This is a genomic window from Achromobacter piechaudii NBRC 102461, from assembly GCF_001571245.1.
Taxonomy (GTDB): domain Bacteria; phylum Pseudomonadota; class Gammaproteobacteria; order Burkholderiales; family Burkholderiaceae_B; genus Achromobacter; species Achromobacter piechaudii.
The window spans coordinates 417,315-439,409 of sequence record NZ_BCTK01000007.1; the positions used below are offsets into that span (position 1 = coordinate 417,315).

Annotated in this window: 22 protein-coding genes; 7 read left to right on the plus strand and 15 right to left on the minus strand. The window is 63.1% G+C overall.

The window, feature by feature from the left end:
* Nucleotides 1-7: 7 nt before the first annotated feature.
* The 10 genes from API01S_RS19680 to API01S_RS19725 all read right to left on the minus strand — a co-directional run bounded on the left by API01S_RS19680 (nt 8) and on the right by API01S_RS19725 (nt 9,029).
* A complete protein-coding gene (locus API01S_RS19680; protein ID WP_050730993.1) occupies nt 8-805 on the minus strand; it encodes an ABC transporter ATP-binding protein in 798 nt (265 codons plus the stop codon).
* On the minus strand, nt 802-1,845 hold the full coding sequence (locus tag API01S_RS19685) for a FecCD family ABC transporter permease (protein ID WP_050730994.1): 1,044 nt from the start codon (nt 1,843-1,845) through the stop codon (nt 802-804). The genes API01S_RS19680 and API01S_RS19685 overlap by 4 nt, the downstream gene beginning before the upstream one ends.
* Nucleotides 1,845-2,531 carry a tol-pal system protein YbgF gene (gene ybgF, locus API01S_RS19690; RefSeq protein WP_006217419.1) on the minus strand — a complete coding sequence of 229 codons (687 nt, stop codon included), beginning with the start codon at nt 2,529-2,531 and terminating at the stop codon, nt 1,845-1,847. The genes API01S_RS19685 and ybgF overlap by 1 nt, the downstream gene beginning before the upstream one ends.
* A gap of 88 nt (nt 2,532-2,619) precedes the next feature.
* Nucleotides 2,620-3,120, minus strand: a complete 501-nt coding sequence (gene pal / locus API01S_RS19695; RefSeq protein WP_006217420.1) for a peptidoglycan-associated lipoprotein Pal — start codon at nt 3,118-3,120, stop codon at nt 2,620-2,622.
* A 31-nt stretch (nt 3,121-3,151) separates the two neighbouring features.
* Entirely contained in the window at nt 3,152-4,471 is a 1,320-nt protein-coding gene (tolB, locus tag API01S_RS19700; RefSeq protein ID WP_050731011.1) for a Tol-Pal system beta propeller repeat protein TolB, read from the minus strand.
* Nucleotides 4,472-4,487: 16 nt separating this feature from the next.
* Entirely contained in the window at nt 4,488-5,633 is a 1,146-nt protein-coding gene (tolA, locus tag API01S_RS19705) for a cell envelope integrity protein TolA (RefSeq protein ID WP_050730995.1), read from the minus strand.
* Nucleotides 5,634-5,672: 39 nt separating this feature from the next.
* Nucleotides 5,673-6,134, minus strand: coding sequence for an ExbD/TolR family protein (locus tag API01S_RS19710; RefSeq protein WP_039882755.1), 462 nt, complete (start codon nt 6,132-6,134; stop codon nt 5,673-5,675).
* Nucleotides 6,134-6,814, minus strand: a complete 681-nt coding sequence (gene tolQ, locus API01S_RS19715; RefSeq protein ID WP_006217425.1) for a protein TolQ — start codon at nt 6,812-6,814, stop codon at nt 6,134-6,136. The genes API01S_RS19710 and tolQ overlap by 1 nt, the downstream gene beginning before the upstream one ends.
* A gap of 2 nt (nt 6,815-6,816) precedes the next feature.
* Nucleotides 6,817-7,239, minus strand: coding sequence for a tol-pal system-associated acyl-CoA thioesterase (ybgC, locus tag API01S_RS19720; RefSeq protein ID WP_061305848.1), 423 nt, complete (start codon nt 7,237-7,239; stop codon nt 6,817-6,819).
* Nucleotides 7,240-7,298: 59 nt separating this feature from the next.
* Entirely contained in the window at nt 7,299-9,029 is a 1,731-nt protein-coding gene (locus API01S_RS19725) for a proline--tRNA ligase (RefSeq protein ID WP_061305850.1), read from the minus strand.
* 65 nt (nt 9,030-9,094) lie between these two features.
* On the opposite strand from API01S_RS19725, the gene API01S_RS19730 reads away from it, so the two are divergent.
* The 6 genes from API01S_RS19730 to API01S_RS19755 all read left to right on the plus strand — a co-directional run bounded on the left by API01S_RS19730 (nt 9,095) and on the right by API01S_RS19755 (nt 15,137).
* Complete coding sequence (locus tag API01S_RS19730) at nt 9,095-9,667, plus strand: RNA pyrophosphohydrolase (RefSeq protein ID WP_006217428.1); 573 nt, start codon at nt 9,095-9,097, stop codon at nt 9,665-9,667.
* Nucleotides 9,648-10,334: a response regulator gene (locus API01S_RS19735; protein ID WP_006217430.1), complete on the plus strand. Its 687-nt coding sequence runs from the start codon at nt 9,648-9,650 to the stop codon at nt 10,332-10,334. Before API01S_RS19730 ends, API01S_RS19735 begins: the two co-directional genes overlap by 20 nt.
* Before the next feature lie 30 nt (nt 10,335-10,364).
* Nucleotides 10,365-11,867 (plus strand): sensor histidine kinase, encoded by a 1,503-nt coding sequence (locus API01S_RS19740; protein ID WP_050731012.1) that lies wholly within the window; start codon nt 10,365-10,367, stop codon nt 11,865-11,867.
* A gap of 265 nt (nt 11,868-12,132) precedes the next feature.
* Complete coding sequence (locus API01S_RS19745) at nt 12,133-12,561, plus strand: tripartite tricarboxylate transporter TctB family protein (RefSeq protein ID WP_039883854.1); 429 nt, start codon at nt 12,133-12,135, stop codon at nt 12,559-12,561.
* 6 nt (nt 12,562-12,567) lie between these two features.
* Nucleotides 12,568-14,097 carry a tripartite tricarboxylate transporter permease gene (locus API01S_RS19750; protein WP_006217434.1) on the plus strand — a complete coding sequence of 510 codons (1,530 nt, stop codon included), beginning with the start codon at nt 12,568-12,570 and terminating at the stop codon, nt 14,095-14,097.
* A 110-nt stretch (nt 14,098-14,207) separates the two neighbouring features.
* Nucleotides 14,208-15,137 carry a 2-hydroxyacid dehydrogenase gene (locus tag API01S_RS19755; protein ID WP_050730997.1) on the plus strand — a complete coding sequence of 310 codons (930 nt, stop codon included), beginning with the start codon at nt 14,208-14,210 and terminating at the stop codon, nt 15,135-15,137.
* Here the strand turns inward: API01S_RS19755 and API01S_RS19760 are convergent.
* A complete protein-coding gene (locus API01S_RS19760) occupies nt 15,131-16,066 on the minus strand; it encodes a LysR family transcriptional regulator (RefSeq protein WP_006217437.1) in 936 nt (311 codons plus the stop codon). The two genes, API01S_RS19755 and API01S_RS19760, sit on opposite strands and share 7 nt — an antisense overlap.
* Before the next feature lie 201 nt (nt 16,067-16,267).
* Here API01S_RS19760 and API01S_RS19765 point away from each other — a divergent pair, with 201 nt between their 5' ends.
* Complete coding sequence (locus API01S_RS19765) at nt 16,268-16,897, plus strand: FMN-dependent NADH-azoreductase (protein WP_061305855.1); 630 nt, start codon at nt 16,268-16,270, stop codon at nt 16,895-16,897.
* Between the two features lie 91 nt (nt 16,898-16,988).
* On the opposite strand, the gene API01S_RS19770 is transcribed toward API01S_RS19765, so the two are convergent.
* The 4 genes from API01S_RS19770 to API01S_RS19785 all read right to left on the minus strand — a co-directional run bounded on the left by API01S_RS19770 (nt 16,989) and on the right by API01S_RS19785 (nt 21,736).
* Nucleotides 16,989-17,894 carry an NAD(P)-dependent oxidoreductase gene (locus API01S_RS19770; RefSeq protein WP_006217439.1) on the minus strand — a complete coding sequence of 302 codons (906 nt, stop codon included), beginning with the start codon at nt 17,892-17,894 and terminating at the stop codon, nt 16,989-16,991.
* Nucleotides 17,895-17,952: 58 nt separating this feature from the next.
* Nucleotides 17,953-19,557 (minus strand): gamma-glutamyltransferase family protein, encoded by a 1,605-nt coding sequence (locus API01S_RS19775; RefSeq protein ID WP_050730999.1) that lies wholly within the window; start codon nt 19,555-19,557, stop codon nt 17,953-17,955.
* Nucleotides 19,558-19,752: 195 nt separating this feature from the next.
* Nucleotides 19,753-21,258: a tripartite tricarboxylate transporter permease gene (locus API01S_RS19780; RefSeq protein ID WP_006217441.1), complete on the minus strand. Its 1,506-nt coding sequence runs from the start codon at nt 21,256-21,258 to the stop codon at nt 19,753-19,755.
* 13 nt (nt 21,259-21,271) lie between these two features.
* Nucleotides 21,272-21,736, minus strand: a complete 465-nt coding sequence (locus tag API01S_RS19785; protein WP_006217442.1) for a tripartite tricarboxylate transporter TctB family protein — start codon at nt 21,734-21,736, stop codon at nt 21,272-21,274.
* Between the last annotated feature and the right edge of the window lie 359 nt (nt 21,737-22,095).

The following is a 22,095-nucleotide window of genomic DNA, read 5'->3' on the forward strand; positions in this document are numbered from 1 at the left end:
GCGCGCGTCAGCGTGGACGTTCGCGCAGTCCGTCGATCAACACCTGACGCAGCCCGCGCGAGCACGCTTCCACTCGGCCCTCCACCCCGTACACGGCTGCCAACGATTCGGGCGTGATCACCTCGGCCGGCGTGCCTTGCGCGTGCAGCCGCCCATTCTGGATCATCACGGCGCGGTCGGCGTGTTGCAACGCCACGTTCAGATCATGCAGCACGATGACGCTGATGAGCCCGTGTTCCTGGGTTTCCTGCTTCAGCAGGCGCATCACGTGAAACTGGTAATTCAGGTCCAGCGCGGACAAGGGCTCGTCCAGCAGCAGGACGCGAGGCTGCCGGATCAGCGCTTGCGCCAAGCCCACCAACTGCTTCTGGCCGCCCGACAGCGCATCCAGATAATGCAAGGCCAGATGGCCAATGCCCAGTCGCGCCAGCAGGCGGTCGATATCTGACAGATGCAGCGGCGGCGCCATGGCGTCGCGGCTGGCCTTGGCCGCCACCAGCACGGATTCGAATACGCGCAGATGCACGGCGGCGGGCAGGCTTTGCGGCAGGTACACCATATGGCGGGCGCGTTCTCCCACGCCCAGCCGGGTCAGGTCCTGGCCATCGAGCAAGACGCTGCCGCCCCGGGTGCGCACGAGCCCGGCCAGCGCCTTGAGCAAGGTGGATTTGCCGCTGCCGTTGGGGCCGAGCAACGCGGTGACTTCGCCGGCGACCAGCGACGGTATCGAGAGCCCATGCAGGACGTCGTCGCGGCTGTAGCCCGCGTTCAGCTCATGCACATCCAAAGCAGCGTGCCGCGTCATGGGAGTTGCCGGCGCAACACCACCGCCACGAAGAAGGGAATGCCGACCAGCGCGGTCACGATACCCACCGGCACGATCACGCCCGGCATCAGGTTCTTGGAAATGACGGACGCCAAGGACAGGATCAAGCCGCCCACCAGCGCGCTGCCGGGCAGATAAAAGCGGTGATCTTCGCCGAACAGCCGCCGGGCGATATGGGGGGCCACCAGTCCGACAAAGCCGATCGTACCCACGAACGCCACCGCCAACGCCGACAGCAGGCTGACCCGCGCCAACGCCGCCACCCGCACGCGGCGCACGTCCACGCCAAAACTGGCTGCGCGGTCTTCGCCCAGCCGTAGCGCCGTCAGCTTCCATGACTGCCGCATCGCCAGCGGCATGGCCAGCGCGACGGCCAGGGCCAGGACGCCGGCGGTCGTCCAGTTTGAACGCGACAGGCTGCCCATGGTCCAGAAAACGAGGTTTTGCAGCGCCTCGGCGCTGGCCAGGAACTGCACCAGCGAGACCAGCGCGTTGAACGAGAACACCATGGCAATGCCGAACAGCACGACGCCGGACGTGTTCATGCCGCTCCAGCGCGCCACGACGTCGAGCAACAGCGCCGCCACCATCGCAAACAGAAAGGCGTTGCCCGCAATCAGCCAGGCGTCGGGGATGCCCGGCACGCCCAGTTGCAGAACGATGGCCAAGGACGCGCCGAAGGCGGCGGCGGACGACACGCCCAGCGTGAAGGGGCTGGCGAGCGGGTTGTTCAGAATGGTCTGCATCTCGGCGCCTGCCAGGCCCAGCGCCATGCCGACCAGGGCGGCCATCAGTGCGGAGGGCAGTCGGATGTCCCAGACGATCACCCGCGCGGTCGCGTCGGCCGAGGCTGGCGTGGTCAGGGTCACCCATAGCTCGCGCCAGGGCAGGCCGGACGGCCCCACGGTGAAGTCAATCAGCAGCGCAATGAAAATCGCCGCCAGCAACAGGGCGATGAGCCCTGCGCGGCGGCGCATGATGCGCCGATAGGCGCTGACCGCGCTTGCGGCGTTGGGCATTACTGCAACAGTTGCAGGCGGCTCTTGGCCGTGCTGGCGGCCTGGGCGTTGGGGTAGTCGCGCACGATGCGTTGCAAGGTGGCCTTGGCGCCGGCGCGGTTGTTCAGCTCGATCTGGCCGCCCGCGATGATCAGGAGGGCGTCAGGCGCGCGCGCGTTGTCAGGCGACTTCTGGACCATGGCGGTCAGTTGCTCGATGGCGCCCTTGAAGTCTTTCATGCCGTAGCGGCTGCTGCCCAGGTAGAACTGCGCGCTGGGGGCCAACTGGCTGTTCGGGTACAAGGCGGTGAAGGCGGCCAGCGATTCGGCGGCATCCTTGTATTGGCCTTTGCGGAACAGATCCATGGCGCCGTCGTAGGCGGCTTGTTCTTGGGGATCGCCGGCGGCGGTGCCGGGCGGGTTGGTGCCGCTGGGGGCGCCCGGCTTTGCGCTGGGTTGCTGGCGCGACACCAGTTCAAGCTGGTCGCGCAGTTGGGCGACTTCTTGCTGCAAGGATTGAATCTGATCGGCCAATTGCAGCTTGGCGCGTTGGCTTTGCTCGTTCTGCTGCTGAACCTGCTGGCGCAAATCGAGGATGGCCTTGCGGGCCTCATCGTCGGAAAAAGCGTGAGCGGGCGCTGCCAAAGCCGCAAGCACAAGGCCGGTGGCCACAATCAGAGGACGCAGGGACAGAACGTTATCGCGCATGAATATTCCCGGGGTATAAAAACAAACGTCGGGACGGCCGGCTGACCGTCCCGACGCGTGGTAGGGCTCTTTGACTTAAGCGAAAAGCTTAACGCAGATAGTTGATATCGGCGCGGCGGTTTTCGGCAAAGTCGGCTTCCGACGTACCCGTCGACTTCGGCTTTTCTTTACCGAAGCTGATGGTTTCGATCTGGTTGTCGCTGACGCCCAGCAGGGTCATCATGCGACGCACGGCGTCTGCACGACGCTGGCCCAGGGCCAGGTTGTACTCAGCACCGCCGCGTTCGTCGGTGTTGCCTTCGATCTTGACCTTCTGCTGCTGGTGCGAAGCCAGGTAGCGGGCGTGGGTTTCGACCAAGCCGCGGTACTGGTCCGACACGGTGTAGCTGTCGAAATCAAAGTACACCGAGCGCTGTTGCGCCAGGATGCTTTGGGGGTTAAAGGGATCAAGGATTTGGCCAGAGGCCGAAGATCCTTGGCCAGCGCCTCCGCCCTGACCCGCTTTATCGTCGAGAGGGACGGAGCTGCAAGCTGCCAGGGTGGCGGCCAGAGCGGCGATGGTTAGGCTTTTGGCAATGCGCGACTTCATGATAGTTCCTTTGCAAAGAGAGTCACACGTGTTATCGGGTAAATGGGCCCCAAGTCGGTTCACGTATTTCCCCGTTCAGTACCGAAAGCGTCTGCCGTACACGGCCATCGCTCGAGACACCCGCAAGTACGCTACGTCCATTTTGGATGGCGGCGTAAAGGACTTGCATGCCATTCGGCGCGAAGCTTGGCGACTGATCGTCACGACCATCAGTGAGCAAGGATTCGGAGCCTGAGGACAGGTTCAACGACGCGATTCGAAACGCGCCGTCGCGTCTTGCAACGTACAGCAGCGTCGATCCATCGGGGGAAATTCGGGGTGATATGTTGTAACCACCATTAAACGTGAGGCGGCGAGCTTCGCCACCTGTCGAGCCGGTCTGATAGATTTGCGGCCCGCCGCTGCGGTCACTCGTAAAGATAATGGAAGCACCGTCTGGCGTAAAGGTCGGTTCGGTGTCAATCCCGGGAGAACGCGTAACTCGCGTGGGATTGGAGCCGTCGGACGCGCCAACGATGTAAATTTGCGACAAACCATCGCGGGTCAAGGCCACGGCCAGCTTGGAACCGTCGGGCGACCAGGCGGGTGCGCTGTTGTTGCCCTTGAAGTTTGCGACCGGTACGCGGGCGCTGGTGGCCAGCGTGTGCACGTACACCACCGGCTTGCCGGACTCGAAGCTCACGTAGGCCAGCTTGGCGCCATCGGGCGACCAGGAAGGCGAAATGATGGGCTCGCGCGAACGCAATGCAACTTGCGGATTCTGTCCGTCGGCATCAGCCACTTGCAGTTCGTAGGTGGCGCCCTTTTTCAGCACGTAGGCGATACGGGTGGAGAACACGCCACGAACGCCGGTGATCTTCTCGTAGATGCGGTCCGCGATCTGGTGGGCGACGCGGCGCAGTTCCTGCTCGGTGCCCGAAAATGCCACGCCATCCAGCTGACCCTTCTTGACCGTGTCGGCCAGGCGGTAGCGGACGTCGTAACGGCCGTCAGCACCACGCGTGATGCTGCCGTATGCCAGGAAGTCGGCGCCTTTGCCGCGCCAATCGTCGTGGGCGATGGGCGAATCGACGTTCAGGCCGGAGCCGGCAGCGTTGATCAGGCGGAATTGGCCCGTGCGGGTCAGGTCGGCGCGAATGACTTCGGCCAGGGCGCGCCCGTGGGTGTCGTCTACGGCGAAGTCGGCAATGGCCACCGGATATTGCGTGGCGCCCGTGCCGGAAATATCGACGCGCAATTGTGCATGGGCGGGCTTGGCGGCCATCAGGCAGAGCGCAAGCATCAGCAAACCGAGCCCATACGATCGCCAGAGAGCGAGGAGGGAACCTCGTCGGCTATAAGCGGGAGTCATATTCATCAATCTCCTGTCAATCATACATTTTGTGCACTACGTCAATGAACTTGTCGTAGCCGCCCGTGGAGGGCTTGGGGAAGGGGTTGCAGCGGCGGATACCGGTTTCGACCGCGCGGTCGAAAGCCGGGTTGCCCGAAGATTCGGTCAAGTTCACGCCGTTTACCTTCCCGTCAGTACCTAACTGTACCCGGTATTGTGCGGTCGGATTGGCCGAGCCGTTGCGCGGCGGGGGCTGATATGCGACACCGGGAAGGATGCATGCGCGAACCTTGGCGGCATAGCCGTTATCGCGTCCGCCGCCCGCCTGGTTGCGGTCTGCCGTGCCGCCAGGAATGCCAGCGGCACCCAGGGCGTCGTTGCGGAATGCGTCCTTGAGCGCCTTGTCGGCAGCGGCCTTCTTGGCGGCGGCGGCCTTCTCGGCGGCTGCCTTTTCAGCCGCTGCTTTTTCAGCAGCAGCCTTTTCGGCGGCGGCCTTGTCGGCAGCAGCCTTTTCAGCGGCAGCCTTCTTGGCGGCGTCTTCCTTGGCCTTTTTCTCGGCGGCAGCCTTGTCGGCGGCGGCCTTTTCAGCGGCCTTCTCGGCAGCGGCCTTGTCGGCGGCCGCTTTCTCTGCGGCAGCCTTTTCAGCGGCTTTCTCGGCAGCAGCCTTCTCGGCGGCCTGGCGTTCCTGTTCCAGGCGCTTCTTTTCCTTCAGCTCGGCCTGCTTGCGCTCTTCTTCCAGACGCGCCTTTTCCTTGGCCTCGGCTGCCTGACGCGCCTTCTCTTCCTGCTCGCGCTTCTTCTTGGCTTCCTGGATGGCGATCTCGGGATCGACTTCCTCGGTCTTGGGCTGAACCTGGGGTTCGGGCTTGGGCGGCGGCGGGGGAGGAGGCGGCGGTGGCGGCTCGGGCGCCTTTTCGGGCTCGGGCTGGGGCTCGGGTTTGGGCTGCGGCTTGGGTTGTTCGGGTTGCGGCGTGGGCGGCGGGGCGACGGGCGAGTTGCCGTCGGCCCAGAGCTGGACCTCGACGGGGCCGGGGGCCTCCGTGCGCCAGTTCACGCCAAAGATCAGGGCGACCAGCAGCAGCAAGTGCACCGCCACGGCCAGAATGAGCGCATTCCGGTTGTCGTTATTGGGCGGGGTGGCCGGTGGGCCGCTGCGGTGTCGAATAATGGGTGGCGTCATGGGCGTTGCGTGCCGGCAAGGCCGGCGGAAGGCGGCGCGTTAGCGTTTTTTTGCGGATGCGGGCTGGGACGTGCCTGCGGCGGACTGGTCCACCAGCAAACCCAGGCGGGTGATGCCGTTGGTGCGTAACTCGTCCATCACCTTCACGACCGTCTCATAAGGCACCTTGCCGTCGGCGGCGATGACCACCGGCGTTTCCGCGGTAATACGCGAACGCACCTGCGCCACCAGCTCGGGGCGGGCGATGTCTTGCATCGTCGCGCCGGGTTCACGCATGCGCAGGGCAATCTTGCCGTCTTCGGAAATCTGGACTTCCAGCGGCTTGACCGGCACGTCCGAAGCCGCGCCGACCGAGGGCAACTGAATCAGGCCGGGCGTGATCAGCGGGGCCGTCACCATGAAGATGACCAGCAGCACCAGCATCACGTCGATGTACGGCACCACGTTGATGTCGGCCTTCATGCGGCGGCCGGACCTGCCGCGTGAGCTTACCGAAGGCATTAGCGCACCTGCCGTTGCAGAATGTTCAGGAATTCGTCGACGAAGCTGTCGAAACGGATCGAGATGCGGTCGATGTCGTTCGTGAAGCGGTTGTAGGCGACCACGGCGGGGATGGCGGCAAACAGGCCGATGGCGGTGGCGATCAGCGCTTCCGCGATACCGGGGGCCACCGACGCCAGCGTGGCCTGCTGCATGTTCGACAGGCCGATGAAGGCGTGCATGATGCCCCAGACCGTGCCCAGCAGGCCGATGTAAGGCGACACCGAACCGGCCGAGGCCAGGAAGTTCAGGTGCGATTCCAGCGCGTCCATTTCGCGCTGATAGGCGGCGCGCATGGCGCGGCGCGGGCCGTCCAGCAACGCGGTAGCGTCGCCGGAAGCATTGCCACGGCGTGCTTTCAGGAATTCGGTCATGCCGGCATCGAAGATGCGGGCCAACGCGCCTTGCTCATCGCGGCGCGATGCCACGGCCTGTTGCAGCATGGACAGGTCGCCGCCCGACCAGAAGTCGTCTTCGAAACGGCGGGTTTGGGTGTGGGCGCGCTTGATGGCCAACCGCTTGGCGAAAATGTAGGTCCAGGACATGATCGAAATGCCCAACAGCATCAACATGATCAGCTGGACCGGCACGCTGGCGTGCGAAATCAGCGAAAGCAACGACATGTCGTTGGTGACTTGCATGGTTATTCCTGAATGAATTCCAGTTTTGCGCGAACGGCGGCCGGCAACTCCGACGGCCGCATATGAATGGCGTCGACACAGCAGACTTGGATGTTGCCCTCGGCAAGCAGTTCCCCGTCGCGTTCCGCGCGCTGCGCGAAGTGTATCGAAGCGCGGCCGAGTTTGGTGATTCGGCTGCGTATGGTAAGCAAATCGTCCAGTTTGGCCGGTTTCCGGTAGGACATGTCCAAGGAGCGGACAACGAATAGACGTTGTTCGCTGACGGCCAGCCCGGACTGGTTGACTCCCAGGGCGCGCAACCACTCGGTGCGGGCGCGTTCCAGGAATTTCAAGTAGTTGGCGTAGAAAACTACCCCGCCCGCATCCGTGTCTTCGTAATAGACACGGACTTGCAGGAGGGATTCGTTGGACTTCGGATCGGTCACGGTGCGGGTAGGCAATGAAGCGGGTCGGGACGCGGTAAAGTCCGTATCTACTATAGGGTTTAAAGAGTGTCGAGTTTCGTCAGCACCGCTTCAAGCGCGGACTCTACCGGAATCTTGGCGGCTTCGGTTTCCCGACGCGCTTGCAATTCCACCACACCATCGTTCAAGCCGCGTTCTCCAACTGTTACACGCAGCGGTGCGCCGATCAATTCCCACTCGGCGAACATGACGCCCGGGCGCGCATCGCGGTCGTCAAGAATGACGTCCACGCCCCGCGCCAGCAACGATTCATAGAGCTTCTCAGCGGTGTCACGCACCGTTTCACTTTTGCCCCAGCCCACCGGGCAAATGACCACTTCGAACGGCGCAATCGCGCGCGGCCAGATGATGCCACGGGCGTCGTGGTTCTGCTCGATTGCTGCGCCGACAATACGGGTCACGCCGATGCCATAGCAGCCCATTTCCAGAACCGCCGGCTTGCCGGTTTCGTCCAGGAAGGTGGCCTTCAAGGCTTCCGAGTACTTCTTGCCCAGGTAGAAGACGTGGCCCACTTCGATGCCGCGCTGAATGGACAGCGTGCCCTTGCCGTCGGGCGACGGGTCGCCCGCGACCACGTTGCGCAGGTCGGCCACCAGTTCGGGCTCGGGCAGGTCACGGCCCCAGTTCACGCCCTGGATGTGGAAGTCTTCCTTGTTGGCGCCGCAGACGAAATCGGCCATGTTGGCGACCGTGCGGTCGGCAATCACGTGTACCGGCTTGGCCGTCTTGACGGGGCCCAGGTAGCCCGGCTTGCAGCCGAAATATTCAACGATCTCGCTTTCCGTGGCAAAGCGGAAGCCCGCCAGGCCCGGCAGCTTGCCCGCCTTGATTTCGTTCAGTTCGTGGTCGCCGCGCAAGAGCAGCAGCCAGATGTCGACCTTGCCCTTGTCGCCATCGGTGGCCAGCACGATCGATTTGATCGTCTTGTCCAGCGGTAGCCCCAGCAGCTTGGCCACATCTTCGCACTTGGCAGCGCCCGGTGTGGCCACGTCGGCCATGGCTTGCGTGGCAGCGCCCCGGGTCGGGTACAGCGCTACGGCCTCGGCCAGTTCGATGTTGGCGGCGTAATCGGTTTCGGCGTTGTAGACCAGCAGGTCTTCACCGGTCTCGGCAATGACCTGGAATTCATGGCTGCGCGTGCCGCCGATCGAGCCGGTGTCGGCCGCGACGGCGCGGAATTGCAGGCCCAGGCGGTTGAAGATACGCATGTACGCGGCGTACATGGTGTCGTAGCTCTTGAGGGCGCCGGCTTCGTCACGATCGAACGAATAGGCATCCTTCATCGTGAATTCGCGGCCCCGCATCAGGCCAAAGCGCGGCCGGCGTTCGTCGCGGAACTTGGTCTGGATGTGATAGAAATTCAGCGGCAGCTGGCGATAGCTGTGAATTTCATTGCGCGCGATGTCGGTGATGACTTCCTCGGACGTCGGCTGCAGCACGAAATCGCGCTGATGGCGGTCCTTGATGCGCAGCAGTTCTGCGCCGTACTGCTCCCAGCGGCCCGACTCCTGCCAGAGTTCGGCGGGTTGCACCACCGGCATCAGCAGCTCGATGGCGCCCGAGGCGTTCATTTCCTCCCGGACGATGGCCTCGACCTTGCGGATGATCTTCAGGCCCAGGGGCATGTACGTGTAGATGCCGCCCGCGAGTTTGCGGATCATCCCGGCCCGGGTCATCAGCTGGTGGCTGGCGACTTCGGCTTCGGAAGGGGCTTCTTTGAGGGTGTTGATGTGGTAGTTGGATGCGCGCATGTTTAAAGGTGGCAGCAGATACGTATAATCGACTGTAATTGTATTGAATTCGGTGGGGGTGGCCCATGCTTGACCGCGAAGGCTACCGCCCCAATGTCGGCATCATTCTCGTCAACAGTCGAAACGAGGTCTTTTGGGGCAAGCGTATCAGGGAACATGCGTGGCAGTTCCCCCAGGGCGGCATCAAATATGGCGAAAGCCCGGTGCAGGCCATGTATCGCGAACTCCATGAAGAGGTGGGCTTGAAGCCCGAGCATGTCCGTATTTTGGGGCGTACACGCGATTGGTTACGTTATAACGTGCCCGATCACTTCGTCCGGCGTGAGTGGCGTGGCCACTATAAAGGACAAAAACAGATTTGGTTCTTGTTGCGCCTGGTGGGACGTGACAGCGATGTGTGCCTGCGCGCGACGCAGCATCCGGAATTCGATGCCTGGCGCTGGAGCCAGTATTGGGTACCCCTGGACGCTGTCATCGAGTTCAAGCGCGATGTCTATACCCAGGCGTTGAACGAGTTGTCGGCGATCCTCTTTCGGCGTCATCACGAAACCCGCTACCTGCGCCAGCGCGTGCACGGTCAGCGGGCAGCAGAGAATTTGCCCGAAGGAACGGACGGTCATGCGCATATTGTTGGTTGAAGACGAACGGGACATGGCGTCCTGGTTGATGCGCGCGCTCGCCCAAAGCGGGTTTGTGCCGGATCACGCCGCAGACGCTCGCACGGCCGAAGCCTTCATGGCAGGCACCGAATATGACGCCATCGTCATGGACCTGCGCCTGCCCGACAAGCACGGGCTGGTCGTGCTGCGCGAAATGCGCAATCGCGACGACCGCACGCCGGTCTTGCTGCTGACCGCCCAGGGCGCGCTGCAGGATCGGGTGCGCGGGCTGAACCTGGGCGCTGACGATTTCCTGACCAAGCCCTTCGCCCTGGAAGAGCTGGAAGCGCGGCTGACCGCCCTGGTGCGTCGCAGCCGTGGTCGCCAGCATCCTCGCCTGCAATGCGGGTCGCTGTCCTACGACAGCGAAAGCCGGGCCTTCACGCTGGACGGCTCCTTGCTGTTCCTCACCCCCCGCGAACACGCCGCGCTGGCGGCACTGCTGACCCGCAGTGGCTATCCCGTGGACAAGTCCCAACTGTTCGGCAAAGTGTTCACGCACGACAGCGAAGCCAACCCCGACGCCATCGAAGTCGTGCTGCACCGGCTGCGCAAGAAGTTGGCCGGCAGCGACGTGCGCATCGTGACCGTGCGCGGACTGGGATACATGCTGGAAAGCGTGGCCAGCGAATCCACGGAACCCTAAGTGAGCCTGCGGATCCCCGGGTTGCCACGCGTGGGCATCCGCGCGTTGCTCATCATCCTGTTGTTGCCGGGCGTGGTGGCATTGCTGGTCATCGACAGCCTGAACGACTACCGCACGTTGGCCGAGATCACCAACGAAGCCTATGACAGCGCACTGGTCGAACCGGCGCGCGTCCTGGAAAGCAGCCTGGAATTCACGCCCGACGGCAACCTGCAAGTCGCGACCCCGCTGTACGCGCAGGTGATGCTGGAATCCCGGGCCGGCCTGCGCAAATACTTCCGTATCGAACAGATGGACCCGCCGGTGCCCGATGGCTCGCCCGTTCCCACCGAGCAGGGCAAGACGCTGCTGGGCATGCCGGAAATGCCGCGGCCTCCCACCTGGCCGCGTTCGAACGGCCAACCCATTTTTTACGACGGCGTATATCGCAATGATCCGGTTCGCGTCGTGGCCGTCGTGCGCGATCTTTACTATCAGGGGCTGCATCGCCAGGTGCTTGTCGTGGTGGCCGAAAGCACCGGCAAGCGGATCGAGGCCGAGAACAATGCACGCCGCCAGGAAATCCTGCGCGACGCTCGCATGTTGGCATTGGTCGTTGTGCTGGTGTGGTGGGGCGTTTCCTGGGCGCTCAAGCCTTTGCGTCGGCTGCGCGCCGACATCCGCAACCGCCGTCCCGATGACTTGACGCCGCTGGACGCCACGCGCGTGCCCAATGAAGTCGCGCCGCTGGTGGATGCCGTCAATCACCACATTGCCCGGTATCGGCGCGTACTGGACGAGCAGTCGCACTTCCTGGCCGACGCCTCGCATCAGCTGCGCACTCCGCTGGCCATCATGCTGACGCAGGCGCAATACGCGCTGCGCGAACGTGATCCTGCGCGTACGCGTGAGGGGCTGCGAGCCATCGTCGACCAGTTGGGCCGCACCCGCCGGCTGACCGAACAGCTGCTGTCCTTGGCGCATGCCAATCAGGCCGAGCCCCTGCCGCGCCAACTGCTCGACATGAACGCGGTGTCGCGCGAGGTGGTGCTGCAATACCTGCCCTTGGCACACGAGAAGCAGCAGGACCTGGGCTGGGTGCAGGCGGGTTCGGATGTCGGGCTTGAAACGTCCGCGCCCGTTTCCGGCAACGAGGCGGAATTGCACGAAGCGTTGTCCAACCTGGTGCACAACGCTATCAACTACGCGCCGGTCGGGGCCCGCATTACGGTCTCGGTCAGTCGACTGGAAAGTCGGGCCGAAGTATCGGTTTCGGATAACGGTCCCGGTCTGGACCCGGTGCTTCGCAGCCGAGCCTTTGCGCGATTTGAACGGGTCGGCACCGACAAGCCGGTAGCTTCTTCGGGCTCGGGTCTGGGTCTGGCCATCGCGCGCGCGTATGCGCGCCGCAATGACGGCGACATCGAATTGCGGGACGGCGAACCCAACGCGCAAGGCGGGGTGGGGCTGGCGTCGGTGCTGTGGCTGCCCCTGGCACCCACCGTCTCGCAGTACCCGCGCCCGCTCGATGTCGACCTCAAAGGCGAGCAGTAAACCCGCTCGCCTTTCAAATTTTTTTCTTGTTTCCCCCTTTCTTGTGCATCTTGTCCTCAGGGATTACCCCTGAATTCAGGAACGCGACAGCGCACAGAAAGCGAATTAGCAGCTTCCCTCCTTAATCTGCGCTCCGGTTCGTTGTTAAAGGCCGGGCGAGGCTCGTGTCGAGCGGCGCATCAAGGGTCAGCACGGCCCTGCACCCGGAAGGAGGAAGCAAGTGCAAAAAAATATCAACAGAAAGGACTACTACGGCGGCGCGCTGATGGTCCTGATCGGGTTGGGGGCGATATACGGCGGCACCGACTATCACATCGGTTCGTTGAGCCACATGGGCCCAGGGTTCTTTCCCGCCGCGCTGGGCGGCCTGCTGGCATTGACCGGCGTGCTGATCGCAATATCCGCGCGCGCGGGGGACGCCACGCCACCCGCACCGGGCGACGGCCATGCGCATGGACTGCCCGACATGCGCGGCAGTGCATGCATCCTGCTCGGCATTCTGGCGTTCCTGCTGCTGGGTCACTACGGCGGCCTGTTGCCCGCCACCTTCGCCATCGTGTTCATTTCGGCACTGGGCGACCGCAAGAACACAATCAAGCAAGCCATCCTGCTGTCGCTCGCCATGTCCGCGATCGCAGTTGTCGTTTTCTGGTGGGCGCTGCAACTGCAGCTGCCGCTGTTTCGTTGGGGTTGAAGCGCCATGATCTCTCAATCTTTGATGGACCTTTGGTACGGCTTCGGCGTTGCGTTCCAGTGGCACAACCTGATGTGGTCGTTCTTCGGCGTGCTGGTCGGCAACCTGATCGGCGTGCTGCCCGGCATGGGCGCCTTGTCGGCCATTTCGATCCTGCTGCCGCTCACCTACGTGATGCAGCCGGTGCCCGCCATTCTGATGCTGGCCGGCATTTTCTACGGCTCGCAATACGGCGGCGCAATCGGTGCGATCCTGCTCAACCTGCCTTCCCACCCGCCGCATGCGGTCACCTGCCTTGATGGTTATCCATTGACCAAGCAGGGCAAGGGCGGGACAGCGCTGGGCATTACGATGATCTGCTCGTTCTTTGCCGCCTCTGTCGGCATCATCGTCATGATCTTCGCATCGCCCTTGCTGGTGGAAGTGGCCTTCAAGTTCGGGCCCACCGAGATCTTCTCGATCATGCTGCTGGGCCTGCTGGCCGGTGCGACGATGTCGCGTGGCTCGCCGCTCAAGGGCGTGGCAATGACGCTGTTCGGCCTGATGTGCGGCGTGGTCGGCACCGACGTCAACACCGGCACCATCCGCTTCTCGTTCGGCTTGCTGGACTTGTCCGACGGCCTGGAATTGGTGGCGATTTCGATGGGCCTGTTTGGCGTGGCCGACTTCCTGATGAGCGTCAACCGCATGACCATCATCGGCAGCGGCGCCAAGCTGCGCATCCGCGATATGCGTCCGAGCAAGCAGGAGCTGAAGACGGCTTTCTGGCCCATGGTGCGCGGCACTGCGGTAGGCACGCTGTTCGGCGCCATGCCCGGCACGGGCCCGACGATCACGACCTTCGTGGCCTACGCGCTGGAACGCAAGATCTCCAAGACGCCCGAGAAGTTCGGCACCGGCATGATCGCCGGCGTGGCCTCGCCCGAAGCGTCGTCGCACTCGAAAACGCAGGTCGACTTCATCCCCACGATGAGCCTGGGCATTCCCGGTGACGCCGTGATGGCGCTGATCCTGGGCGCATTGCTGATCCAGGGCATCCAGCCCGGCCCGCAGCTGATCACCGAGCATCCGGACATCTTCTGGGGCCTGATCGCCAGCTTCTGGGTGGGCAACGTGTTGCTGATGGTGCTGAACGTGCCGCTGATCGGCGTGTGGGTCAAGCTGCTGCAAGTGCCGTACCGTTATCTGTTCCCGTCCGCGTTGTTCTTCATCGCAGTGGGCGTGTTCAGCACGCAGAACAGCCTCTTTCAGATTTGGGAAGTGCTGGCCTTCGGTGTGATCGGCGCGATCCTGATGACGCTGGAGTTTTCGGTGGCGCCCATCTTGCTGGGCTTCGTGCTGGGGCCCATGGTGGAAGAGAACTTCCGCCGCGCGCTGCTGCTGTCGCGCGGAGACCTGGCGGTGTTCGTGCAGCGTCCCATCAGTGCATGGTTCATCGGCGCCAGCGCGCTGTTGATCTTGCTCCAGGTGTGGGCCTTCGTGCGCCGTGGCAAGGGCAAGGACAAGGGCAAGCCTGAAGTTCCGCAGACGGTCTGATAGCCTTTGCGCAGAGTACGTCAACGGCCCGGCTTCATGCCGGGCCGTTTGATTTGTGTGGCGCCATCCTGCATGCTTGTGGTTTCCGAAACGCCTTGCCGAGCCGCCACATGCACATTCTGTTTGCCTGCCCCCACCATGATCCCGACGTCTGGGTGCCGCCCCTGGAAGCGGCGATGCCCGGATGCCGCATCTCCGTCTGGAACCCGGACGGCCCGCCTTCTGGCGCGGAAGTGGCCTTGGTCTGGCGTCCGCCCGCCGAATTGTTCAAGCACGAAACGGGCATCAAGACTCTGTTCAATCTGGGCGCTGGCGTCGATGCCTTGTTGAAGATGCCCGAGATTCCCGAGCACGTCCGCATCGTGCGTCTGGAAGACGCAGGCATGTCGGTGCAGATGGCCGAATATGCGCTGTATGCGTTGCTTCGCGTGTCGCGTGATTTCCAGGCGTTCGATGAAGCGCAGGCGCGCCAACATTGGGATACGCGCGAAGGCACGTCGCAGTCAGAGTGGCCTGTCGGCGTGCTGGGCCTGGGTCAGGTCGGGGCCCGCGTGGCGCAGACCTTGGCCGAATTTGGCTATCCCGTGGCGGGTTGGTCGCGTTCGCCGCGTGACATTCCTGGCGTCGAATCCTTTGCGGGCGAAGCCGCGTTGCCGGGCTTCCTGGCGCGCACGCGCTTCCTGATCAACGTGTTGCCGCTTACACCCGACACGCGCGGCATACTCAACCGCGACACGCTCTCGCAACTGTTGCCCAACGCGCATCTGGTGAACGTCGGCCGGGGCGAGCATCTGGTTGAAGATGATCTGGTGCAAATGCTGGAAGAGGGTGAGATCGACGGCGCCACGCTTGACGTCTTCCACACTGAGCCGCTGCCCCATGACCATCCTTTCTGGCGCGATCCCCGCGTACACGTCACGCCGCACATCGCGGCGCGCACGCTGCGCGATGAAAGCATCGAGCAGATCGCGGGCAAGGTCGCGCAACTGAAGCGCGGCGAAGCCATCACCGGCGTGGTCGAGCGCACGCGCGGCTACTGAGCCACGGGCGTCACGGCTTTCTCAAGCCGCTGGTACATCGATGGCAGGCGTTGCGACAGGAAGTCGAGCAATGTCCGGACGGCGGGCATCATGCCCCGCCGCGACGGATAGATGCAATGCACGATGCCTTCCGGCGATTGCCATTGCGGCAAGACCGGCACCAACTGACCGCGACGCAGTTGTTCCTGCGTAGCGATCGACGGCAGCAGTGCGATCCCGCGTCCGCGCACAGCCGCTTCGGTCAGCACGATGAAGTCGTTGCAGGACAGCTGCGGCTTCAGCTCGATCTGCACTTCCTCGCCCTTGTCGTTACGCAGCGGCCAACGCACTTCGTTTTGCGGGTCGGAAAAGCTCAACGTGGTGTGCGAGGCCAGATCCTGCGGCGTGTCCGGGGTGCCTCGGCGTTGCAGATAGCCGGGGCTGGCGACCAGTGTGCCGCGCGCCGTGCCCAGATGTCGCACCACCAGCTCGGCGTCGGTATCCAGCTTGGTCCGCACACGCAAGGCCAAATCCACGCCTTCCCGGATCAGGTCCACGCGCCGGTTCGTCACCAGCAATTGCACCGATATCGCCGGCCAGGCATCGAGGAATTCGGGCAGCAAAGGGGCCAGCACGTCCTGCGCGATCGATACCGGGCAACTGACGATGACGGGTCCGGCAGGCTCGGATTGCAGTTGGCGCATGGCATCGTCCGCTGCGCGCGCGGATGCCGCCATTTCGCGGCAGTAGTGCAGATAGCGTTCGCCGGCGGACGTCAGCCGCAGCCGGCGAGTCGTGCGTTGCAGCAGCCGGACGCCCAGGCTTTCCTCCAAATGCGAAATCCGCCTTGAGAGGCGGGATTTTGGGATGTCCAGGGCACGGGCCGCAGCGCTGAAGCCGCCTTGTTCGACGACTTGGGAAAAGTAGTAAAGGTCGTTTAGATCTTGCATGATTGTTCTATTCCTGGAACGAACAGTTCATCATATCCTGGTTTATGCGAATAATGAACCGATCTACAGTGGCGTCATGCGTTCGGGATCTGCCACCGCCACCCCGGCGTTTAGCCCCAGTCCGGATCGACGAATGATCGGACGTGGCGCTGACAGATTCCGCTGCCCACCTCAGGTGGGCACCCACTGGAGATATTCGCTATGAAGACCCTGGTTATCCTTTCCTCGATTCTCGGCAACCGTTCCCACAGCAAGGAATTGGCCGATCACCTGATTGCACGCGTTCGCGCCGCCAATCCGGCCGCCACGATCAAGATCCGCGACATCGGCGCGCAACCCATTCCTTACTTCGATGGCGACACGGCTGGCGCGCTGTTCACTCCGGCCGACGCCCGCAGCGTGGAACAGCAGCGCATTGTTGAACTGAGCGATTCGCTGGTCGCGGAACTGATGCAAGCCGATCGCATCGTGTTCGCCGTGCCCGTCTACAACTTCAACCTGCCTGCGCAATTCAAGAGCTACCTGGATCACTTGGCTCGCGCCGGGGTCACGTTCCGTTATACGCCCGAAGGCGTGCCGGAGGGCCTCGTCAAGGGTAAGCAGGTGTTCGTGTTGACGGCGCGCGGCGGCAAGGCCGAAGGCACTCGGTCCGACACGATGACGCCGTACCTGCGGCAGATGCTGGGCTTCCTGGGCATGGACGATGTGACGTTCATCGCTGCGGAAGGCATGGCGATGGGCGAGGTGGCGGCGCTGGAAGGCGTGACGCTGGCCAAGCAGCGCATCGACGCGCTGGTGCTGGATGCCGCGCCGGAAGGGCTGGCCGCCTGATTGCCGCCAGACAGACGTGAAAAGGGCGAGCCGATGGCTCGCCCATTTTTTTGCCGCGCCGCATCGACGTCGCGGCGCTTGCCGCGTGAACTTAATCGCGCAGCCGCTTGACCAGGCTGGAAGTGTCCCAACGGCCGCCGCCCATCTTTTGGACGTCTGCGTAGAACTGATCCACCAGCGCAGTCACCGGCACGCGCGCGCCGTTGTTGCGGGCCTCGGCCAGCACCAGCCCCAAGTCCTTGCGCATCCAGTCAACGGCAAAGCCAAAATCAAATTTGTCGTCGACCATGGTGCTGCCGCGGTTTTCCATCTGCCAGCTTTGCGCCGCGCCCTTGCTGATGACATCCAGCACGAGCTTCATGTCTAGGTTGGCGGCCTGGCCGAACGCCACGGCTTCCGACAGACCTTGCACGAGGCCGGCGATGCAGATCTGGTTGACCATCTTCGCCAACTGGCCGGCGCCCGGCGCGCCCACCAGCGTGACCGCGCGGCCGAAGCTCTGCGCAACCGGCTTGATTGCGTCGAATACGGCTTGTTCACCGCCACACATGATGGTCAGAGCGCCGTTGACCGCGCCGGCCTGGCCACCCGAGACGGGGGCATCCACGAAATTCAGGCCCAGGTCTTTGGCTTGCGCGTACAGTTCGCGGGCAACGTCGGCCGATGCGGTGGTGTGATCGACGAACACGGCGCCCGGCGCCATGCCGGCAAAAGCGCCGTCCGGTCCCAGCACCACGCTGCGCAGGTCGTCGTCGTTGCCGACGCATGCAAAGACAATCTGGGCGCCTGCCGCCGCTTCGCGCGGCGTGGCGGCGTGGCGGCCGCCGAATTCAGCAGTCCAGGCTTGCGCCTTGGCGGGCGTGCGGTTGTAGACCGTCACGTCGTGGCCGGCGCGGGCCAGATGGCCAGCCATGGGCAGACCCATGACCCCCAAGCCAAGGAAAGCGACTTTCTGGGCTACGACCGCGTCGTAGCTTTTGGTACCGATCGTTGCCATGCAGGAAACTCCGCTATATGTGAGTAAGGTCTGTCCGAGGACACTAACCTTAACGCAATCAAAAGCCGGCGGCGAGTCCATCTCGTCGGCTATCGCTGGCGCTGACATAACCATCCACGGCCGGATCGCCAAGCCGCCAGATGAACTGCCCGGATCCGAAATCCACGAGGGCGTCGTCCACGCCTTCAAGCCTATGGCCGCGCGTCCGCAGCCCTTGCGCCAGCGCGATGGGCATGGTGGGCTCGGCGTCTATCGCCAGGCCGTGGTTCCACTTCCAGCGAGGCGCGTCGCAGGCGGCTTGCGGTTGCTGCCCGTAGTCCAGCATGCGCACCAGCGTTTGCACTTGCCCTTGCGGCTGCATATTGCCGCCCATGACGCCAAAGCTCATGACCGGCGCACCGTCGCGCATCAGGAATGCGGGAACGATTGTGTGAAAAGGGCGCTTGCCGCCCGCCACCACATTGGGGTGATCCGGCAGAACGCTGAAGCAATGCCCGCGATTTTGCAGGCTTACCCCCGTACCCGGCACCACCACGCCGGAGCCGAACCCCATGTAGTTCGATTGAACGAAGCTCACCATCATGCCGCTTTTGTCGGCGGCGCTGAGGTAGACCGTTCCGCCTTGGGGCGCGTGGCCGGACGCGAAGTCCCGGGCCGTACTGGGGTCGATCAGTCGCGCGCGCTCTGACAGGTAATCCGGCCGCAGCATGTGCTCGGGTGTCATGCGCATGTGGCGTTCATCAGCAACGTGCGCGTAGACGTCGGCAAACGCCAGCTTCATGGCTTCAATCAGCAGGTGCTGAGTGTCGGGATGATCGACGGGGCGCGCGGCCAGGTCGAAGTTTTGCAGGATGCCCAGCGCGATCAGCGCCGCAATGCCCTGGCCATTGGGGGGAATCTGGTGCAGCGTGTAGCCACGGTAGGTCTGGCTGATGGGCTTGACCCATTCCGGCGCGTAGTCGCGCAGATCCGCCAGGGTCAGTGCGGCATCGTGCGCCTGGGCGTGCGCCACCAGCTTGTGCGCGGTTTCGCCTTCGTAGAAATCGCGCCCGCCCGTAGCGGCAATGCGCTTGAGAGTGGCGGCGGCGCCGGCCAATACGAAGTGTTCGCCTACGTGGGGCGCACGGCCGCGCGGCAAGAAGTGGTCTGCGAAACCGGGCTGGGGCTGAAGCAAATCCGCTTGAGCCACCCATTTTTCATGCACTGCGGGAGACACGGCGAAGCCCCGTTCGGCATATTCGACAGCAGGCGCCAACACATCGGCAAATGACAGGCTGCCAAGCTTTTCATGCAAGGCAGCCCAGCCCGCCACGCAGCCGGGTACGGTGACGCTGTCCCACCCGCGCAGGGGGAGCGCGCCTTGATGCTTGCGACGAAAGTAATCCACGTTCCATGCGGCCGGCGCCGGGCCGGAAGCATTCAGTCCATGAAGCTTCGCGCCGTCCCAGATGACTGCGAAGCAATCGGAACCGAGGCCATTGCTGACGGGCTCGGTCAGGGTCAGGGTTGCGGCGGCGGCGATGGCCGCGTCAACCGCGTTGCCGCCCTGGGCCAGGATGCGCAGGCCCGCCTGCGCCGCCAGCGGCTGCGACGTGGTGACGACGTTGCGGGCGAAAACGGGAGTGCGGGTGGTGGGGTAGGGATTGTTCCAGTCGAAATTCATGCCGAATCATCGCGTGGGGTAAACCCGTAGCTTACCGTAGCGATTAGCCGAATCGCCCCGTCGGTAGTTCGACGTAGTCTTCAGCAGCTTTTGCCGCGCACCCGATCCGCAGCGGCCAAAGAAAAACCCCCTGGGACAAGCCCAGGGGGTTTTTGAGGGAAGCGAATCCGCCGCTCGCGGCGGCGGGACCGCGTCTTACTCTTCTTCGACGAAGGTCTCTTCGCGCTTCTTGCGAATGGCGGGCAGCGCGACCAGGATCACCAGGAACGCGGCCACGGCCAGCAGCGAAGCCGACAGAGGACGGGTCACGAAGGTGCTGAAATCGCCACGCGACAGCAACAAGGCACGGCGGAAGTTCTCTTCCATCATGGGGCCCAGAACCAGGCCCAGCAGCAGCGGTGCGCCTTCGCACTTCAGCTTGGACCACACGTAGCCGATGACACCGAAGATGGCCGTTGTGAAGATGTCGAACGAGTTGTAGTTCAACGAATACACACCGATCGTGCAGAACACCAGAATCGCCGGGAACAGAATGCGATAAGGCACTTTCAGCAGCTTGACCCACAGGCCGATCAGCGGCAGGTTCAGCACCACCAGCATCAGGTTGCCGATCCACATCGAGGCGATCAGGCCCCAGAACAGCTCCGGGTGGCTCGTCATGACTTGCGGGCCGGGCTGAATGTTGTGAATCGTCATTGCGCCGACCATCAGCGCCATCACGGCATTACCCGGGATACCCAGCGTCAGCAGCGGGATGAAAGACGTCTGCGCAGCGGCGTTGTTGGCCGATTCCGGACCAGCCAGGCCGGCCGGGTGGCCCTTGCCGAAGCGTTCCGGATTCTTCGAGATCTTCTTTTCCAGCGTGTAGGAAGCGAACGAGGACAGCACCGCGCCACCGCCCGGCAAGATACCCAGGGCCGAACCCAGGGCCGTTCCGCGCAGCACGGCGGGAGCGGCTTCCTTGAATTCCTGCTTGTTCGGGTACAGCGAGCCGATCTTGTCGGTAATGTCGACGCGGTTTTCCTTCTGCTCCAGGTTGGTCATGATTTCGGCAAAGCCGAACACGCCCATGGCCACGATGGCGAAGTCGATACCGTCTTGCAGTTCGGGAATGCCGAAGTCGAAGCGGGCAACGCCCGAGTTGACGTCGGTGCCCACCATGCCCAGCAGCAGGCCCAGGATGATCATCGAGATCGCCTTGGGCAGCGAGCCCGAAGCCAGCACCACGGCGCCGACCAGACCCAGACACATCAGCGAGAAGTACTCGGCGGGGCCGAACTTGAAGGCCACTTCAGCCAGCGGGGGCGCGAAGGCGGCCAATAGCAGCGTGGCGACGCAACCGGCAAAGAACGAGCCCAACGCGGCAATTGCCAACGCGGAACCAGCCCGACCGTTACGAGCCATCTGGTGACCGTCCAGCACTGTCACCACCGCGGATGTTTCTCCTGGCAATGCCACAAGAATTGCCGTGGTGGAACCGCCGTATTGCGCGCCGTAATAAATACCGGCCAGCATGATCAGGCCCGCGATGGGGGGCAGCACATACGTGATCGGCAGCAGCATCGCGATGGTCGGGACCGGGCCAATGCCCGGCAGCACGCCAATCAACGTACCCAGGATGCAGCCCAGCAGTGCATAAAAGAGGTTCTCGGGCGTGAACGCCACCGAGAAGCCCAACATCAGGTTGTCAAACAAATCCATGACCGCTTGCTCCTTAGTTCATGCCCAGAAAGGACGGCCACAGCGGGAAGATCAGCCCCAGCCCCTTGACGAATGCCAGATACGAGAACACCACCAGGAAGATCGCGTTGGCGACGGCGACCTTCAAGCTGAACTCATGGCTGGCCAGGCTGCTTACGACAACCAGAATGAAGACCGAGAGATAGATGCCCAGCGGCTTCAGGATGAAGCCGTACAAGACCACGGACCCCACGACGAGAAAGACAATGCGCCAGTCGAACTTGTCGACGTGCGTCTCGTCCGCTTTCTTGGAAAGCGAGCTAATCAGCACGATGGCGCCGAGCAAAGCCAGAACGATGCCTAGCCAGAAAGGAAAGTACCCTGGGCCCATTCGGGCGGCAGTACCCATTTGGTAGCTGCTGGCCTGCCAGGCGAATCCCAGTCCAAGGGCGATGAACATCACCCCAGACCAGAAGTCCTGTCGATTGCGTAGCTGCATGATTGGTTGGCTCCTGTTTACAGCATGTAGATAAAAAAGTTTGTAGCCGGATGGAACCCGCCGAAAGGCGAGTGACAGGCACAAAAAAGGCACTTCGGGGTGCCATTAGTTATTCTGAAAGCGACGGCGTGGTTTCTTGAAAGGGCGAATGGTAATGGACGCCTGCCACGCTGCAAACCCTGTAAGCTCGGTGAAAGGCTGGGGTTTTCCCTAGAATTCGGGAACTCCCGACCCCCAGATGTAACGTCGGGGGAAGATTGAGGGCTTTTTGAAAGCTAAGTGAAAGTTTATAGAAAGAAATGCGAAAGCCGGATCGGCCGGATGCGGGGATTTTGGAGGAGGGGGGACTTTTCTTCTCG